The 17,059-nt window shown below is 72.8% G+C and carries 12 protein-coding genes; 4 read left to right on the forward strand and 8 right to left on the reverse strand.

What is annotated here, in order from left to right:
* Window positions 1-45: 45 nt before the first annotated feature.
* From ACIP84_RS27015 to ACIP84_RS27025, 3 genes are all read right to left on the reverse strand, one after another.
* The gene (locus ACIP84_RS27015) at window positions 46-3,387 is read right to left on the reverse strand and encodes a protein kinase (protein ID WP_401801134.1); all 3,342 of its coding nucleotides are present in this window, start codon (window positions 3,385-3,387) and stop codon (window positions 46-48) included.
* A 160-nt stretch (window positions 3,388-3,547) separates the two neighbouring features.
* Window positions 3,548-5,974, reverse strand: coding sequence for a serine/threonine-protein kinase (locus ACIP84_RS27020; protein WP_401801016.1), 2,427 nt, complete (start codon window positions 5,972-5,974; stop codon window positions 3,548-3,550).
* Between the two features lie 185 nt (window positions 5,975-6,159).
* A complete protein-coding gene (locus ACIP84_RS27025) occupies window positions 6,160-7,866 on the reverse strand; it encodes a glycerol-3-phosphate dehydrogenase/oxidase (RefSeq protein WP_355965971.1) in 1,707 nt (568 codons plus the stop codon).
* A 262-nt stretch (window positions 7,867-8,128) separates the two neighbouring features.
* On the opposite strand from ACIP84_RS27025, the gene ACIP84_RS27030 reads away from it, so the two are divergent.
* On the forward strand, window positions 8,129-9,370 hold the full coding sequence (locus ACIP84_RS27030) for a nucleotide sugar dehydrogenase (protein ID WP_355965973.1): 1,242 nt from the start codon (window positions 8,129-8,131) through the stop codon (window positions 9,368-9,370).
* Window positions 9,371-9,484: 114 nt separating this feature from the next.
* Window positions 9,485-9,973, forward strand: a complete 489-nt coding sequence (locus ACIP84_RS27035; protein ID WP_401801019.1) for a hypothetical protein — start codon at window positions 9,485-9,487, stop codon at window positions 9,971-9,973.
* Window positions 9,974-10,043: 70 nt separating this feature from the next.
* Here ACIP84_RS27035 and ACIP84_RS27040 read toward each other — a convergent pair whose 3' ends face one another.
* The 4 genes from ACIP84_RS27040 to ACIP84_RS27055 form a co-directional block, all read right to left on the reverse strand.
* Complete coding sequence (locus tag ACIP84_RS27040) at window positions 10,044-11,168, reverse strand: GuaB3 family IMP dehydrogenase-related protein (protein WP_030318553.1); 1,125 nt, start codon at window positions 11,166-11,168, stop codon at window positions 10,044-10,046.
* Between the two features lie 106 nt (window positions 11,169-11,274).
* On the reverse strand, window positions 11,275-12,777 hold the full coding sequence (gene guaB, locus ACIP84_RS27045) for an IMP dehydrogenase (RefSeq protein WP_030318555.1): 1,503 nt from the start codon (window positions 12,775-12,777) through the stop codon (window positions 11,275-11,277).
* Between the two features lie 168 nt (window positions 12,778-12,945).
* Window positions 12,946-13,548 carry a sigma-70 family RNA polymerase sigma factor gene (locus ACIP84_RS27050; RefSeq protein ID WP_030318557.1) on the reverse strand — a complete coding sequence of 201 codons (603 nt, stop codon included), beginning with the start codon at window positions 13,546-13,548 and terminating at the stop codon, window positions 12,946-12,948.
* A gap of 249 nt (window positions 13,549-13,797) precedes the next feature.
* Window positions 13,798-14,409, reverse strand: a complete 612-nt coding sequence (locus ACIP84_RS27055; RefSeq protein ID WP_003948568.1) for a response regulator transcription factor — start codon at window positions 14,407-14,409, stop codon at window positions 13,798-13,800.
* 433 nt (window positions 14,410-14,842) lie between these two features.
* Between ACIP84_RS27055 and ACIP84_RS27060 the strand changes: the two genes are divergently transcribed.
* Window positions 14,843-15,232 (forward strand): WhiB family transcriptional regulator, encoded by a 390-nt coding sequence (locus tag ACIP84_RS27060; protein ID WP_355965980.1) that lies wholly within the window; start codon window positions 14,843-14,845, stop codon window positions 15,230-15,232.
* A gap of 108 nt (window positions 15,233-15,340) precedes the next feature.
* Here the strand turns inward: ACIP84_RS27060 and ACIP84_RS27065 are convergent, their stop codons facing one another.
* The gene (locus ACIP84_RS27065; RefSeq protein ID WP_355965983.1) at window positions 15,341-16,258 is read right to left on the reverse strand and encodes a LysR family transcriptional regulator; all 918 of its coding nucleotides are present in this window, start codon (window positions 16,256-16,258) and stop codon (window positions 15,341-15,343) included.
* Between the two features lie 81 nt (window positions 16,259-16,339).
* Between ACIP84_RS27065 and ACIP84_RS27070 the strand changes: the two genes are divergently transcribed.
* The gene (locus tag ACIP84_RS27070; RefSeq protein WP_401801024.1) at window positions 16,340-17,014 is read left to right on the forward strand and encodes an MOSC domain-containing protein; all 675 of its coding nucleotides are present in this window, start codon (window positions 16,340-16,342) and stop codon (window positions 17,012-17,014) included.
* Window positions 17,015-17,059 lie beyond the last annotated feature (45 nt).

Raw genomic sequence — 17,059 nt, forward strand, 5'->3', positions numbered from 1 at the left:
GGGGCCGATGGGCATTCCGGGCACCCCCTCCCGACACGGTCCCGCTCAGCGCCCCGGACGGAACGCCTTCGTGGCCTCGTCGAAGATCTCGGAGACCTTGGCGCGGTCGTTCTTCGGGCCGATGACCTGGACGACGTGGTACCTGCCGCCGTCGATCAGGGCCAGGTTGCGGACGAACACCATCCGGCCCGTGCTGTCCGGCCACAGGTAACTGCCCGTGGCCGTCACCGTCGTACCGATGGTGACCCGGCGCTCGTCCTGCACCTCCCCCCAGCTCGCGGCCGCCCGCAAGGGGTCCAGTTCGCGCTCCCTCGACCGCTGGTACTCCAGCGGGTCGGAGCCGTTGCCGCCGACGCTGTCGCGGCCGGGGACCACGATCATCGTGAAGTCGCCGCTGGTGTAGCGCACTTGCCCGACGTCGTTGACCGGGCTGCGCCGCCACCCGTTCGGCACACCGATCCGGAACCCTTCGGGGTCCTGCCGCAGCGTGTACCCGGCGGCGAGGGCCGGACCCGAGGGGTCGGCGGCGGGCGGGGTGGTGCGCGGGGTGGCCGGTCCGCTGGTCGGCGGGGCCGTGGTCGGCTCCTTCGTCGCGGACGGAGGGCTCGTGGGCGCGGTCGTACGCGGAGCCTGGCCGGCCGTGGGGGTGGTCGGCGCGGTGGGCTTCTCCCCGTCGCCGGACATGAAGAGGACGGCGTACGCGACGGCCCCGCCGATCAGCAGGAGGACCAGGACGAGGAGCGTACGGCCGAGGGCCTGCGGGGAGCCCGGGGACTTCGAGGACGACGGACGGCCGCCGCGGGGCGCCTTCGCCGTCCGGGAGGCACGGGGCGCTCTGGGTGCTCGGGCAGCGCGCTGGGGGATCTCCTCGTGGAACGACTCGTGCAAGTCCTCCCGGTACTCCTCGCGGACGCCCTCCCGGACATCGTCCCGCACGGGCGCGGGCCCGTACTCGCGCGTGGAGAGGTCGTCGTGACGGGCGTGCGCCTGGGTCGGGGGACGCGGGTCCCTGCCCCGCTTGTGGCGGTGCCGGCCCGCTCCCGCTCCCCCGCGCCGACGCCGTACGAGCTCGCCGCGCCGGCGCACGATCGGCAGCCGCCTCTCGTCGAAGGACGGCAGCGGTACGACTCCGACACCGGCCTCAGGCTCCGGAGCCGAGCGCACGAGGGAGCGCAGCCAGCCGCGCAGCTCCTCGAAGTCGGGGCGCTCGGTGGGGTCCTGGCGCAGCAGCGACTCCACGACCGGGCGCAGCGGGCCGCACTCCTCGGCGAAGGCGGGCGGCTCGGCGCAGACCAGCTGGACGAGCTCGGCGGCGCTGTCCTCGGGGTAGGGGGCGTGGCCCTGGACGGCCCGGTAGAGGAGCGCGCCGAGCGCCCACAGGTCGGTGGCGGGGCCGATCGGCGGGGCGAGGCGCCAGTTCTCGTGGACGGGACCGGCCTGCTCGGGTGCCCAGCGCTCGGTGACGGCGCCGACGACCGCGATCCGGGTCTGCCGGGCCCGCTCGGCGGCGAGCCGGGTGGTGGGGCCACGGTCCGCCTGGGCCTGCGCCGGGATCCTGGCCGCCTCCAGGGCCGCCTCCCCCCGGGCGCCGGCGGGGACCGGGAGGCGTGCCGGGTCCGGGGTGGCGGCCGTGTAGCCGGCGGGCAGGGCCGGACGGCCCGAGCCGGGCAGCACGGGACCGCGGCCGGGACCCGAGCCGCCACCGGCCGGGATCGGCGGGGAGCCGTCCCGCGACGCGTGCGGGCCGTCGCTCCAGTTGCCGGCCAGCATCACGCGCGGCGGCGGGCCCGCCTGCGGACCCGCGCCGTACGGCTCGTCGCCCTCGTCCTCGTCGTCCTCGTCGTCGTCCGCCACCCGCGCCCACCACTGCGGCTCGGGCGCACCCGCCGCCTGCGCGGTCGGCGCCGGGGGCGGCCCGGGCGGGTCCGCCGGCGCGGGGCGCTGGACGGGCAGGGCCCCGGTCTCGCCGAGCTTGGCGGCAGCGCGCGCGCCGGCCCGGTAGGCGGCGATGGCCCCGGCGCGGGCCGCCCGCACGTCGGCGGTGGGCGGCACGGGCGCGGGCTGCGTCTCGGCGGCGGGCGCCGCGGGCAGCGCCCGCCCGTAGGGGTCGGCGCCGTAGCCGCCGGGGGCGGTTCCGTAGGGGGAGGGCGATTCGGTGTCGTACGCCTCGGACTCGATCTCGTACGGGCCGGACTCGGTGTCGTACGCCTCGGGTTCGGTGTCGTACGGGCCGGACTCGGTGGCGTACGCCTCGGACTCGGTCTCGTACGGGCCGGACTCGGTGTCGTACGCCTCGGGTTCGGTGTCGTACGGGCCGGACTCGGTTTCGTACGGGCCGGCTTCGGGGACGTACGAGGCGGCTTCGGTGTCGTATGTCCCGGGCTCGGGGACGTACGGGCCGGAGTCCCGGTCATACGGGCCGGACTCGGGGAGGTACGCCGCATCGCCGTGACCGTAGCCGTGGCCGTAGCCATGGCCGTTCCCGTAGCCGAAGTCCGGTCCCGACTCCTCGGCCGTCTCCACCGCCTGCTCGTCGAGCAGCTCGTCGACCAGTTCGCCGGCCGGCTCCTCGGCGGCCTCCTCGAACTCGTCCGTCCCGTGCGGGACGTGCCCGTCGCCCTCCTCGTAGACCTCCGCCTCGTACAGCTCGGAGCCGTACTCCTCGTAGACGTCGGTGCCGTACTCCCCCGCTCCGTACTCCTCGGTGCCGTACCCCTCGGCGTCGTGTCCCCCGTCCCCGTACTCCTCGGCCGGCGCCTGCCACGCCGTCGCGTCCGGATCGGGCTCCGGCACGGGTGCGTACCCGCAGAGCGCCTCCTCCGCGGCGCCCACCGCGAGGCCCGTCAGGACCACCCGGCCGTCGTCGCAGACGAGCACGGTCCGGGCGGTGATGTTCCGGTGCACCCACCCGTGGGCGTGGAGCGCGCGCAGGGCGGTGAGGACGTCGGCGCCGATCTCGGCCGCGCGGTAGGGGTTGAGCGGCCGCTCTGCGAGGAGCGCGGCCAGCGGCCTGGCCGCGATGCGTTCGCTCACTATCCAGAGCGAACCCGCCTCCGCGAAGACGTCGAAGACCTGGTCGAGGAGGGGATGGTCGGGGATCTGCGCGGCGGCCTGGGCCGCCTCGATGGCCCGGCGGACGACGGGCTCGGCCGGACGGCGGGTGGCCCGCCCCGCGGCGCCGTAGGGACCGGCCGGGCCGCCCTCGCCGTCGAGCACCTCGGCATCGACGAACTCGGGCAGCGGCACCTGGCGGACCAGGACCTCCTGACCGCTGAACGTGTCGAAGGCACGCGTCCCGGCCGGGTCGTACGCGTCCGCGTCCGCGTCCGCCGGCGGCAGCGGCAGGCGGTAGCGGTCCGCGAGCACCCTTCCCGCGTAGTCGTCCACGACGCCTCCCCACGCGCGCACGCTGTCCCCCTGTGGACCCGCGGATCCCTCGGGATCGGACGGGATCACGCGAGTCCGACAATTCCGGTCCGGCAGCGTGCAGTTATCGGCTCTGTTCGGCTGCGTACGGTCCTCGAACTCTCACGATACGTGCCGTCGGTCAGTCCTTGGGGCTGAACGTGGCGAACGCCGTCTCGCGCAGCGTCCTGCACTCCGCGCCGTTCCACTCCTCCGCCTTGCAGCTGATCATGATGGAGTAGCCGTGCGAGGCGTCCACCTTGAAGCCGCGGTTGAGCACATGGACGCGCATCCCCTGCTGGGTGCGCTCGAACTCCCAGTCCGCGACGGTCGGGTAGCCCTTGTAGGAGACCGTCCGGATACCGAAGTGCTTGTAGTTCTTGCTGGTGGCGGCCACGCCGATCTTGCCGAGCTCCCAGGCGGCCGCCGCGTTGTCCTTCGGGGTGGAGTTGAAGTCGACCTGGATGCGCGGGAAGCCGCCGCTCTCGCTGAATATCCCGCCGCCGCTGTAGCCCGGTATCGAGCGGACCTTGAACGTGGCGGGCATCGCCATGGAGAAGTGGAAGCGGTCGTTGGTGACGAGGGTGTAGCCCGCGGGCAGCTGCGCGCCCGTGCCGCCGCTGGGCTTTCCGGTCGGCGTGGTGCCGTTGCCGTCCGAACCGCCGGACCCGTCGGTGGAGCCCGTGGAGCCCGTGGAGCCCGTCGTGCCGTTGCCGCCCGTCGACCCGTTCGAGCCGGTGTCGCCGGGCTGCGCGCCGCCCTGCTGGCCGGCGCCGCCGGGCGACTGGCCCTTGTCGCCGCCCGAGCCACCGGAGCCGTCGGAGCCGTCACCGCCGGCGGAGGCGCCGGCCGAGGCCGTCGTACCCCCGCTGTCCTTGCCCTGGTTGCCCTCGTCGCCGCCGCCCCTGAGGGAGACCGCGAGGATCGTCCCGAGCAGGGCGAGTACGGCGACCGCGGCGATGATCACCAGCGTGCGCCGCGGTACGACGTCGGTCAGCGACGCACGGGCCTGAGTCGGTCTGCCACCGCCCGGCCGTGTCGCGGAGGCGGCACCCGCCGCCGTCCTTGCGGCCGGTGTCGACGGAGCCTTCGGCTCGGCCTTCACGGCGGCCGCCGCGTTCCGTACGGACTTCAGCGCACCCCGCATCCGGTCGGCGGGCGCCTCGGGCGCCGTACCCCGGTCGGCCACCGGGGCCACCGGAGGCTGGTCGGGGCGCGGCGGCAGCGGTACGACCCGGGTGACCTCGGGGGAGACCGGGGGCACCGGGTCGGGCGCGTCGAGCACGGCGAGGAGCAGGACCCGCGCGCGGGCGTCGTCGAGCCGCTGGGCCGGGTCCTTGGCGAGGAGGCCGTAGATGACCTTCTCCAGCTCGGGTCCCGCGTTCTTCGGCGGGTCGACGGGCTCGGTCATCACCGCCGTGAGGGTGGCGATGGCGGAGCCCTTGTCGTAGGGCGGGCTGCCCTCGACCGCCGCGTAGATGAGCCCGCCGAGCGACCACATGTCGGCGGCGGGGCCTGGCTTGTGGCCGCGGGCGCGCTCGGGCGAGATGTACGAAGGGGCGCCGACGAGCATGCCGGTGGAGGTGATCGAGGGGTCGCCCTCGACCTGGGCGATGCCGAAGTCGGTGAGGACGACCCGGCCGTCCTCGGCGATCAGCACGTTGGACGGCTTCACGTCGCGGTGCAGGATGCCCTCGCGGTGCGCCGAGCGCAGCACGTCGAGGATGGCGAGGCCGACCTCGGCGGCACGCCGGGGCGTGAGCGTGCCGTCCTCGCGGACGGCGTCCGCGAGGGACTTGCCCTCGATGAGCTCCATGACGATCCACGGACGGTCGTCCTCGTCGACGACGTCGTAGACGGTGACGGCGCCGTTGTTGCGGATCCGGGCGATGGCCTTGGCCTCGCGCAGGGTCCGGGTGATGAGGCGGCGCTTCTCGTCCTCGTCGATGCTGGTGGGGAAGCGGAGTTCCTTGACGGCGACCGTGCGGCCGAGGGTCTCGTCGACCGCCCGCCACACGGTGCCCATGCCGCCGCGGCCGAGGATCCCGCCGAGCCGGTAGCGGCCGGCGAGGAGCCGGCCCTCGTTGACCGGAGCCTTGCGCCCCCTGTCGCCGCCGGCGCCGCGCGCGGAACCCCGCGCCTGGGGACGGTCGCTCTCGCCGTCGCCGTCGCCCGCGCCGAACCCGGCCCGCCCGGTCGACGGCTCGGTCCCCCGCAGCCGCCCACCGGACCCGCCCTGAACGTCCTTCACGTCCGGACCGCCCGGGGCGTCCTGAACGTCCCCGGCACCCGAGTCCTCCGCGCCCGCCGGGTCCGCGGACCTCGTGGGCTTCGTCAGGTCGGCCGGCGCCGGGTCCGCGGGCGTGGCGGCGGACGCCGCCGGTGCCCCGGCTTTCTCCGCACCCCGCTCGACCTGCGCGTTCTTCGCGTCCTGTGTGTCCGTCGCGTCGTCCCGCTCCGGCTCACGCGCGGCCGGGACCACTCCTCGGTCGCCGTCGGTCGCGGCCCCCGCGGCGGCGTCCCGCCCGGGGTCCTTCGCCGTGTCCCGCGACTGCTCCGCCTCCGACATGCGTCCCCTCTGCGATCCCTGATCTTCGCCGCGTCTGCCGCTTCCCGCGCGATGCGGTAACCCGCCCTGGAAGAGAGGCCATTGTCCCTCACCTCAGGACGGGCGGCGTCCCCGGGTCCGTACTCCGGGATGACGACGCCCCCGCACACCCCCCAGGTTCCCACCCGCGCGTCCCGGACGTCCCGTCAGATCGGCACGATGTCCGGCGCCCCGAGCCGGGCGGCGTCCGCCGTCAGGTCGTCGGGCTGCCGCTGCGACTCCCGCTCGGCCTCGACCCGCTTCTCGTAGTGCTCGATCTCCTTCTCGATCTGGTGCTCGTCCCAGCCGAGGACCGGCGCCATCAGCCGGGCGCACTCGCGGGCGCTGAGCGTGCCCCGGTCGAAGGTCTCGATGGAGATCCTGGTGCGCCGGGTGAGGACGTCGTCGAGGTGCCGGGCGCCCTCGTGGGAGGCCGCGTAGACGATCTCGGCACGCAGGTAGTCGTCGGCCGCCGGAAGCGGTGCGGCGAGGGTGGGGTCCTCGGCGATCAGGTCGAGGATCTGCTCCGTCAGGGAGCCGTACCGGTTGAGGAGATGCTCGACCCGGACGACGTGCAGGCCGGTGCGGGCGGCGATCCTGGCCCGGGCGTTCCACAGGGCCCGGTAGCCCTCGGCGCCGAGCAGCGGGATGTCCTCGGTGACGCAGGGGGCGACCCGCTGGTCGAGGCCGTGCACGGCCTCGTCGACGGCGTCCTTGGCCATGACGCGGTACGTCGTGTACTTGCCGCCGGCCACCACGACCAGGCCGGGCACGGGGTGGGCGACGGTGTGCTCGCGGGAGAGCTTGCTCGTGGCGTCCGACTCGCCGGCGAGCAGGGGCCGCAGTCCCGCGTAGACCCCTTCGACGTCGTCCCGGGTGAGCGGGGTGGCGAGCACGGTGTTCACATGCTCCAGGAGGTAGTCGATGTCGGCGCTGGACGCGGCGGGATGGGCCTTGTCGAGGTCCCATTCGGTGTCGGTGGTGCCGACGATCCAGTGCCGACCCCAGGGGATCACGAAGAGCACGGACTTCTCGGTGCGCAGGATCAGCCCGGTGGACGAGTGGATGCGGTCCTTGGGGACGACGAGGTGGATGCCCTTGGAGGCGCGGACGTGGAACTGGCCGCGCTCACCGATGAGTGCCTGGGTGTCGTCGGTCCACACCCCGGTGGCGTTGACGATCTGCTTGGCCCGGATCTCGTACTCCGCTCCGGCCTCGACGTCCTGGACGCGGGCGCCGACGACCCGCTCGCCCTCGCGCAGGAAGCCGATGACGCGGGCCCGGCTCGCGGCCAGGGCGCCGTAGGACGCGGCGGTGCGCACGAGGGTGGTGACGAAGCGGGCGTCGTCCATCTGGGCGTCGTAGTACTGGAGGGCGCCGACGAGGGCGTCCTTCCTGAGACAGGGGGCGACGCGCAGGGCGCCGCCACGGGAGAGGTGCCGGTGGACGGGCAGGCCGCGGCCGTGCCCGGAGGAGAGGGACATCGCGTCGTACAGCGCGACGCCCGAGCCCGCGTAGAACCGCTCCCAGCCCTTGTGCTGGAGCGGGTAGAGGAAGGGGACCGGCTTGACCAGGTGGGGCGCCAGCCGCTCCAGGAGCAGTCCGCGCTCCTTGAGGGCCTCCCGGACCAGGGCGAAGTCCAGCATCTCCAGGTAGCGCAGGCCGCCGTGGATGAGCTTGCTTGACCGGCTGGAGGTGCCGGAGGCCCAGTCGCGGGCCTCGACGATGCCGGTGGAGAGCCCTCTCGTGACGGCGTCGAGGGCCGTGCCGGCGCCGACCACCCCGGCGCCGACCACCAGCACGTCCAGCTCGCGCTCGGCCATGGCGGCGAGCGCCTCGGCGCGCTCGGCGGGTCCCAGTGTCGCTGTCCTCACGGCTTGCCTCCCGTCGTCCCCCGTCGTTCCAGCACGCGAACCGGGCCCCGTGGTCCGGCTCACAGCTCGATTCTGTCCCTCCCCGGCGACTTCAGCCACCGCCTCGCCACCGACCTGTGGATAACACTCGGCGACCTTCGGCTCCACAATGCGGCATATCGGTCATATTTACGCCTAGTCTGACATTGCGCTCGACCCGTTCTGTCCACCGGGCTTGCGCGTCGCGTTCCCTCCGGCTATCGGGAAGGACGGCCCACCCCCCATGCCCGCTGATCTCGCCGTCATCGGCCTCGGCCACCACGGACTCCCCCTGGCCCAGGCCGCCGCCGCCGCAGGCATCGACACCATCGGCTACGACACCGATCCCCGCCCCGTCGCCGAACTCGCCGCCGGCCGCTCCCCGGTCGACGGCTCCCTCACCGTCCCGGAGATCCGCCGGATGCTCTCGGGGAGCTTCCGGCCGACCGCCAACCCCGCCGAACTCGGCCGGGTCCGCACCGCCGTCCTCTGCGCCCCGACCCCCCTGGGCCCCGACCACACCCTCGACCTCACCGCCGTCACCGAAGCGGCCCGCGCGCTCGCCGCCCGGCTGCGCCCGCACACCACCGTCCTCCTCGAATCGCCGGTCCCCCCGGGCACCACCGAGGGCCTGCTCAGGGACCTCCTGGAAGAGGGCTCCGGCCTGCGCGCCGGACGTGACTTCCACCTCGCGTACTCCCCCGGCCGCCTCGACCCCGGCAGCCGCACGCACGGCTTCGCCGGCACCCCCAAGGTCATCGGCGGCCTCACCCCGGCCTGCACCGAAGCGGCGGCCGCCTTCTACGGCCGGCTCACCGACAAGGTGGTACGCGCGCGTGGCCCCCGCGAGGCGGAGACGGTCAAGCTCCTGGAGACCAACTTCCGGCACGTCAACATCGCCCTGGTCAACGAGATGGCGGTGCTCTGCCACGAGCTCGGCGTCGACCTGTGGGACGTCATCCGCTGCGCCGAGACCAAGCCCTTCGGCTTCCAGGCCTTCCGCCCGGGCCCCGGGGTCGGCGGCCACGGCGTCCCCGTCGACACCGTCGGCGCCCACCGCCCGCTCCGGCTCGTCGAACTCGCCGGCCAGGTCAACGAGCGCATGCCGCAGTACGTGGTCCAGCGCGCCGCCACCCTCCTCAACGAGCACGGCAAGTCGGCCCGCGGCGCCCGGGTCCTGCTGCTCGGCATCACGTACAAGCCCGACCTGCCGGACCGCCAGGGCTCCCCCGCCGACGAGATCGCCCGCCGCCTGATGGACCTGGGCGCGGCCGTCAGCTACCACGACCCGCACGTCGCCGACTGGCGCGTCCGCGAACTCCCCGTCCCCCGCGCGGACTCCCTCTACGAGGCCGCCGCCCACGCCGACCTGACGGTCCTGCTCCAGCACCACCGCACGTACGACCTCCAAGGCCTCGCGGTGAAGGCCCAACTCCTCCTCGACACCCGAGGCGCCACCCCCACGGGCACGGCCCACCGTCTGTGACCTGCGCAGCCGCGGGCAAAGCTGTTGTGCCCCTGTCATAGGCGGGTGCTAGTCTCCGGGCCTCTCGTATGCACGTACGCGCGTGCTACTTCCGTCCCTGGGGGGATCCGCACCATGAGCCAGCCCGTTCCGCCGCCCGGCAACCCGTTCGCCGGGGGCGCCGCGCCCGAGCAGTACCCGGTCGCGCCGCCGCCGGCGCCCGCCCGCGACAACGTCGCCCTCGGCCTGGTCGCCGCGGTCGTCGCGGCCCTCGTGTCGGCGGGTTTGTACGGCGGCGTCATCGGCGGCGTCGAGCGCGAGATCGGCTGGGCCGCCGTCGGCGTCGGCTTCCTCACCGGCCTCGCCGCCGGCAAGGTCGGCGGCCGCAACCCCGTCCTGCCGGTCGCGAGCGCCGTGCTCGCCCTCGGCGCGGTCTACCTCGGCCAGCTCCTGGGCATCGCGATCCTCCTCTCCAAGGAGCTGGACGTCTCCGCGACGGAGCTCTTCCTCCAGGAGTTCAGCCTGCTCACCGAAGCCTGGAACGAGACCAAGGACGGGCTGACGTTCCTGTTCTTCGGCATCGCCGCCTTCGCCGCGTTCTCCGGAGCCAAGAAGGCCTCGTAGCCGTCGCCGTACGAGGAGGGGCCCCGCACCACCCGGTGCGGGGCCCCTCCTCGTACGTACGGGACAGACGTCAGCGCTTGTGCTGGGAGTCCGCGACCGTGACCTCGACGCGCTGGAACTCCTTGAGCTCGCTGTAGCCCGTGGTGGCCATCGCGCGGCGCAGGGCGCCGAAGAAGTTCATCGAACCGTCCGGGATGTGCGACGGGCCCGCGAGGATCTCCTCGGTGGTGCCGACGACGCCCAGGTCGACCAGCTTGCCGCGCGGCACGTCCTCGTGGACGGCCTCCATGCCCCAGTGGTGGCCCTTGCCGGGCGCGTCCGTGGCACGGGCCAGCGGGGAGCCCATCATGACCGCGTCGGCGCCGCAGGCGATCGCCTTCGGCAGGTCGCCGGACCAGCCGACCCCGCCGTCGGCGATGACGTGCACGTACCGGCCGCCGGACTCGTCCATGTAGTCGCGGCGGGCCGCGGCCACGTCGGCGACCGCGGTCGCCATCGGGACCTGGATGCCGAACACGTTGCGCGTGGTGTGCGCCGCGCCGCCGCCGAAGCCGACGAGGACACCCGCGGCGCCGGTGCGCATCAGGTGCAGGGCCGCGGTGTACGTGGCGCAGCCGCCGACGATGACCGGGACGTCGAGCTCGTAGATGAACTGCTTCAGGTTCAGCGGCTCGGACGCGCCCGACACGTGCTCGGCGGAGACCGTGGTGCCGCGGATGACGAAGATGTCCACGCCGGCGTCGACGACGGCCTTGGAGAACTGCGCGGTCCGCTGCGGGGAGAGCGCGGCGGCGGTGACGACACCGGAGTCGCGCACCTCCTTGATGCGCTGCCCGATCAGCTCTTCCTTGATCGGGGCCGCGTAGATCTCCTGCAGACGGCGGGTCGCGGTCGCCTCGTCCAGCTCCGCGATCTCGTCGAGCAGCGGCTGCGGGTCCTCGTACCGGGTCCAGAGACCCTCCAGGTTCAGGACGCCCAGCCCGCCCAGCTCACCGATGCGGATCGCGGTCTGCGGCGACACGACCGAGTCCATGGGGGCGGCCAGGAAGGGGAGCTCGAAGCGGTAGGCGTCGATCTGCCAGGCGATCGAGACCTCCTTCGGGTCCCGGGTGCGTCGGCTCGGAACGACGGCGATGTCGTCGAACGCGTACGCCCTGCGGCCGCGCTTGCCGCGCCCGATCTCGATCTCAGTCACGATGTGTGGCCTTTCCCTCTACGTCTGCGCCTACCAGTATCCCCGACACAAGCGTGAGGGGCGGCTCCGGCCACATGCCGGAACCGCCCCCACGCGTCGCGCTGTGTTACTTCCTGCTGTAGTTCGGCGCCTCGACCGTCATCTGGATGTCGTGCGGGTGGCTCTCCTTGAGACCCGCGGACGTGATCCGGACGAAGCGGCCCTTCGACTCCATCTCCTCGATGGTGGCCGCGCCCACATAGCCCATGGTCTGGCGCAGGCCGCCGACGAGCTGGTGCAGGACGTTGGCCAGGGGGCCGCGGTAGGGCACCTGGCCCTCGATGCCCTCGGGCACGAGCTTGTCGTCCGAGGCGACCTCGGCCTGGAAGTAGCGGTCCTTGGAGTAGGACCGGCCCTGGCCGCGGGACTGCATCGCGCCCAGCGAGCCCATGCCGCGGTACGACTTGAACTGCTTGCCGTTGATGAACTGCAGCTCGCCCGGGGACTCCTCGCACCCGGCGAGCAGGCTGCCCAGCATGACCGTGTCGGCACCGGCGGCGAGCGCCTTGCCGATGTCTCCGGAGTACTGCAGACCGCCGTCGCCGATGACCGGGACGCCGGCGGCGCGGGCGGCGAGCGCCGCCTCGTAGATCGCGGTGACCTGCGGGACGCCGATGCCGGCGACCACACGCGTGGTGCAGATGGAGCCGGGGCCGACGCCGACCTTGACGCCGTCGACACCGGCGTCGATCAGGGCCTGCGCGCCGTCACGCGTCGCGACGTTGCCGCCGATGACGTCGACGCCGACGCTGGACTTGATCTTCGCCATCCAGTTGAGGGCGTTGCTGTTGTGACCGTGGGAGGTGTCGACGATGAGGAAGTCGACACCGGCCTCGGCGAGACCCTGGGCGCGCTCGAGCGCCTCGGGGCTGGCGCCGACGGCCGCGCCCACGAGCAGGCGGCCTTCCTTGTCCTTCGCCGCGTGCGGGTACTTCTCCGCCTTGACGAAGTCCTTGACCGTGATGAGGCCCTTGAGGATGCCCGCCTCGTCGACCAGCGGCAGCTTCTCGATCTTGTGGCGGCGGAGCAGCTCCATGGCGTCCACGCCGGAGATGCCGACCTTGCCGGTGACCAGCGGCATCGGGGTCATGACCTCGCGCACCTGGCGGCTGCGGTCCGACTCGAACGCCATGTCGCGGTTGGTGACGATGCCGAGGAGCTTGCCGGCCGGGTCGGTGACCGGGACACCACTGATGCGGAACTTGGCGCAGAGCGCGTCGGCCTCGGCCAGCGTGGCGTCCGGGTGCACGGTGATCGGGTCGGTGACCATGCCGGACTCGGAGCGCTTCACGAGGTCGACCTGGTTGACCTGGTCCTCGATGGACAGGTTGCGGTGCAGCACGCCCACGCCGCCCTGCCGCGCCATGGCGATGGCCATGCGGGACTCGGTGACCTTGTCCATCGCCGCCGAGAGCAGCGGGATGTTCACGCGGACGTTGCGGGAGATGCGGGACGAGGTGTCGACCGCGTTCGGGAGGACCTCGGACGCGCCCGGCAGCAGCAGCACGTCGTCGTAGGTCAGCCCGAGTGTCGCGAATTTCTCGGGCACTCCGTCGACGTTTGCAGTCATGACACCTTCCCCAAATGGCCTTGATCGGTGCGGATGTCCATGCTAACGGGCTGAAGCGGTGTCTCATTCCACGATCAAGATCAGCCGCAAGCTTTGGACATTCGCACGTGTACGAAAGGGACGACTGGCACCAGTGAGTCTTACTGGTCGGCCACTGCGGCCCCGTGGCTACTGCTCGGCCAGCGCCCTGAGCCGGCTGAGCGCGCGGTGCTGCGCGACCCGGACGGCCCCCGGGGACATGCCGAGCATCTGCCCGGTCTCCTCGGCGGTCAGTCCGACAGCCACACGGAGCACGAGCAGTTCGCGCTGGTTCTCCGGGAGGTTGGCGAGCAGCTTCTTGGCCCACTCGGCGTCGTCGCTGAGGAGCGCGCGCTCCTCCGGGCCGAGGGAGTCGTCGGGCCGCTCGGGCATCTCGTCGGAGGGGACGGCCGTGGACCCCGGGTGCCGCATGGCGGCCCGCTGGAGGTCGGCGACCTTGTGTCCGGCGATGGCGAAGACGAAGGCTTCGAAGGGCCTGCCGGTGTCCTTGTAGCGCGGCAGCGCCATCAGGACGGCGACGCAGACCTCCTGGGCCAGGTCCTCGACGAAGTGCCGGGCGTCGCCCGGCAGCCGGTTGAGACGGGTGCGGCAGTACCGCAGCGCGAGCGGATGCACCCGTGCGAGCAGGTCGTGCGTCGCCTGGGCGTCGCCCTCGACCGCACGGTGCACGAGCGCGCCGATCTCCCCCTGCCCGGCAGGCATGGGGGACCCCACGGTCTCGTCGTCGCGCATCGCTCCATGGTGCCCCGACGCCTCGGCGTTCGTGGCACCGCGTCCATAGTTGTGCACCGAAGCGTTATGAGCAGGTGCGCCGGAACTGGAACCCATCTCCCGCGCCCTCCCCTCCCGCTCGATCGACTCGTCCCCGAGGAACTCCACATCTCAAGGATGCGGCATCGCGCGGGGAAGTGACACAAGCCCGCCCCGCCCACCCCACGAGGGACGCGGGCGAGAGCGGGGAGGTGGCCGGTTACCTGCGATTCAGCGGACCAGGCCCCAGCGGAATCCGAGGGCGACCGCGTGCGCCCGGTCGGAGGCACCCAGCTTCTTGAAGAGTCGGCGGGCGTGGGTCTTGACTGTGTCCTCGGAGAGGAAGAGCTCGCGCCCGATCTCGGCGTTGGACCGGCCGTGGCTCATGCCCTCGAGAACCTGGATCTCGCGCGCGGTGAGGGTGGGCGCGGCGCCCATCTCGGCCGAACGGAGCCGGCGCGGGGCGAGCCGCCAGGTCGGGTCGGCCAGCGCCTGGGTGACGGTGGCCCGCAGTTCGGCGCGCGAGGCGTCCTTGTGCAGATAGCCGCGGGCACCCGCGGCGACCGCGAGGGCGACGCCGTCGAGGTCCTCGGCGACCGTGAGCATGATGATGCGGGCGCCGGGGTCCGCGGAGAGCAGCCGGCGGACGGTCTCCACGCCGCCCAGACCGGGCATGCGTACGTCCATCAGAATCAGGTCCGAGCGGTCCGCGCCCCAGCGGCGGAGGACTTCCTCGCCGTTGGCCGCGGTGGTCACGCGCTCGACACCGGGCACGGTCGCGACCGCGCGGCGGAGCGCCTCTCGGGCAAGCGGGGAGTCGTCGCAGACGAGGACGGATGTCATGCCTGACCTCCGCGGCTCTCGCAGCTGTAGCGCGTCACCTTGAGCCTCCAGGGCTGTACGTAATCGTCACCTGTGCGATTGACGCTCTCGGACACCTGCCCGATCGCTTGTTCCTTCAACCGCCTCCGCACTCTCAACGACGGTCACTCGAAAGAGTTACGGGTCGGACGGCACCCTTCGGCACTCTACGTGAGGGGTCGTACGCGGAGGAGAGCGACGCGGCCCATCTGCCCAACATCGAAAGCTATGCCCCATTTAGCGGGATTTCTTCCCTTTTCGCAGTGTCTGTGGCTAGATTCGCAATGAGTCATATTTACATCTACTTAGACAGTAGGTGTACCGACCCGGACCCACGGGGCCGCGAGGAGCCCCGGCCATCAGCCATCCACCCGCCCACCTATCCGTTCGACACGGTTTCAAGGGGACAAGCGCAATGGCAGATTTCTCCCGCCTTCCCGGACCCAACGCCGATCTGTGGGACTGGCAACTGCTCGCGGCCTGCCGCGGCGTCGACAGCTCCCTGTTCTTCCACCCCGAGGGAGAGCGCGGCGCGGCACGGAGTGCGCGTGAGAACTCGGCGAAAGAGGTCTGCATGCGGTGCCCGGTACGTGCGGAGTGCGCGGCACACGCACTCGCCGTCCGGGAGCCCTACGGCGTATGGGGCGGCCTCACCGAGGACGAACGCGAAGAGCTCATGGGACGCGCGCGCAATCGCCTGATCACGACGGCACCGACGACCGCGTCGGTCGCGTCCGCGGCTTCCGTGACATCCATGACGACATCGGCGTCGGCGACAGGCCGGCCGATTGTGGAGCGCACGTGAAGGAACGTTTCCTCAACTAAGCACCCGACCTGAACGGACCACCGGCCGGACCACCACCGACCGGAGCACCACCGACCGGAGCCTCGCCCACGCGCGCCTGGCGGCGTCCTACGCGCGCGTGGCGGCCCGGGTCAGTTCGTCGAGCGTGGCGGCGACGGCGGGCACCTTCGCCAGGTCGGGCAGTGTCAGGGCCACGATCTCCCGCTCCACGGCGGGCTCCACGGCCACGGTCCGCGCCCCCCTGGGCCGTACGGACTCGATGGCCAGCTCCGGCAGGACGGCCACGCCGAGACCGGCGCCGACCAGCCCCACCACGGCCGGGTAGTCGTCGGTGGCGAAGTCGATACGGGGGGTGAAGCCCGCCTCCTCGCACACGTCGACGAGCTGACGGCGGCAGCGCGGGCAGCCCGCGATCCACGACTCGCCCGCCAGTTCGGCCATGCCCACGGAACCGGCCCCGGCGAGCCGGTGCCCCTCGGGGACCAGGCCTACCAGGCGGTCGGCCAGGATCGGGCGGACGACCAGGTCGTCCCATTCGGCCTGCCCGTCGGCCTGCCGGCCGGACGCCCCGCCGCCGTACCGGAAGGCGAGGGCCACGTCGCAGTCGCCCTCGCGGAGCATCTCGATCGAGCGCGGCGGTTCGGCCTCGACGAGCGAGACGCGGGTGCCGGGGTGCGCGGCCCGCAGCGCGGCGAGCGCGGTGGGGACGAGCGTGGAACTGCCGCTGGGGAAGGAGACGAGCCGGACCCGGCCCGCGCGGAGCCCGGCGATCGCGGCGACCTCCTCCTCCGCGGCGGTGAGCCCGGCCAGGATGCCGGAGGCGTGGCGGACCAGGACCTCGCCGGCCTCGGTGAGGCGCATCTCGCGGCCCGTACGGATCAGCAGCGGCGTACCGGCGGAGCCTTCGAGGGCCTTCATCTGCTGACTGACGGCGGGCTGGGTGCAGCCCAGTTCGCGCGCGGCGGCCGAGAAGGAGCCGGTGGCGGCGACGGCGCGCAGGACGCGGAGATGACGAGCCTCGATCATGGACTCCAGCATAAGCGAATCTTGGGTGACGTCCCACTTTTCCGCTTCCAGCTTTGAGGCGAGTGCCCGTAAAGTGCCCACATGACCTTGCTGAGTGTGAATGTGGGCCGCGCCAAGGCCGTGGACTACACCGAGGCCGCCTCCGGCCTGACCGCCATCGACAAGCGCCCCGTCGAGAGGCCGGTCCGGATCGAGGCGCCCGGGGCGCCCGGCGTCGGCAAGAGCGGCCTCGCCGGGGACACCGTCTGCGACCTGCGCTTCCACGGCGGCGACGACCGGGCCGCGTACGCCTTCGCGCGCGAGGACCTGGACCGGTGGGAGCAGGAGCTCGGCCGCCCGCTCGCCGACGGCTCCTTCGGCGAGAACCTCACGACCCGTGACCTCGACGTCAACGGCGCCCTGATCGGCGAGCGCTGGCGGATCGGCGAGGAGGTCGTCCTGGAGGTCACCGGCGGCCGCATCCCCTGCCGTACGTTCGCTGGCTTCCTGGAGGAGAAGGGCTGGGTCAAGCGGTTCACGCAGTCCGAGGCCGGTCCCGGCGCGCTGCTGCGGGTGATCGTGCCGGGCGAGATCCGCGCCGGCGACCCGATCACGGTCGTCCACCGGCCCGACCACGACATCACCGTCGCACTGCTCCACCGCGCCGCGACCACCGAACGCACCCTGCTGCCCCGCACGTTGGTCGCCGCCGAGTGGATGGAGTCCGGCCTTCTCGCGCTCGCACGCCAGTACGCGGAGAAGTACGCGCGCGCGTAGCCCGCGTCTGGTCGGCGGTACGCGGACAAGAGCGTCTCCGCCGTG

The sequence above is a fragment of the Streptomyces sp. NPDC088707 genome (genome assembly GCF_044752725.1).
Taxonomy (GTDB): Bacteria; Actinomycetota; Actinomycetes; order Streptomycetales; family Streptomycetaceae; genus Streptomyces.

Bases quoted from the DNA above. Each gene is read 5' to 3' on its own strand.
- ACIP84_RS27035 (WP_401801019.1), top strand. From the start codon at position 9,485: ATGAGCCAGCCCGTTCCGCCGCCCGGCAACCCGTTCGCCGGGGGCGCC.
- ACIP84_RS27020 (WP_401801016.1), bottom strand. From the start codon at position 5,974: ATGTCGGAGGCGGAGCAGTCGCGGGACACGGCGAAGGACCCCGGGCGG.
- ACIP84_RS27065 (WP_355965983.1), bottom strand. From the start codon at position 16,258: ATGATCGAGGCTCGTCATCTCCGCGTCCTGCGCGCCGTCGCCGCCACC.
- ACIP84_RS27050 (WP_030318557.1), bottom strand. From the start codon at position 13,548: ATGCGCGACGACGAGACCGTGGGGTCCCCCATGCCTGCCGGGCAGGGG.
- ACIP84_RS27070 (WP_401801024.1), top strand. From the start codon at position 16,340: ATGACCTTGCTGAGTGTGAATGTGGGCCGCGCCAAGGCCGTGGACTAC.
- ACIP84_RS27055 (WP_003948568.1), bottom strand. From the start codon at position 14,409: ATGACATCCGTCCTCGTCTGCGACGACTCCCCGCTTGCCCGAGAGGCG.
- ACIP84_RS27030 (WP_355965973.1), top strand. From the start codon at position 8,129: ATGCCCGCTGATCTCGCCGTCATCGGCCTCGGCCACCACGGACTCCCC.
- ACIP84_RS27060 (WP_355965980.1), top strand. From the start codon at position 14,843: ATGGCAGATTTCTCCCGCCTTCCCGGACCCAACGCCGATCTGTGGGAC.
- guaB (WP_030318555.1), bottom strand. From the start codon at position 12,777: ATGACTGCAAACGTCGACGGAGTGCCCGAGAAATTCGCGACACTCGGG.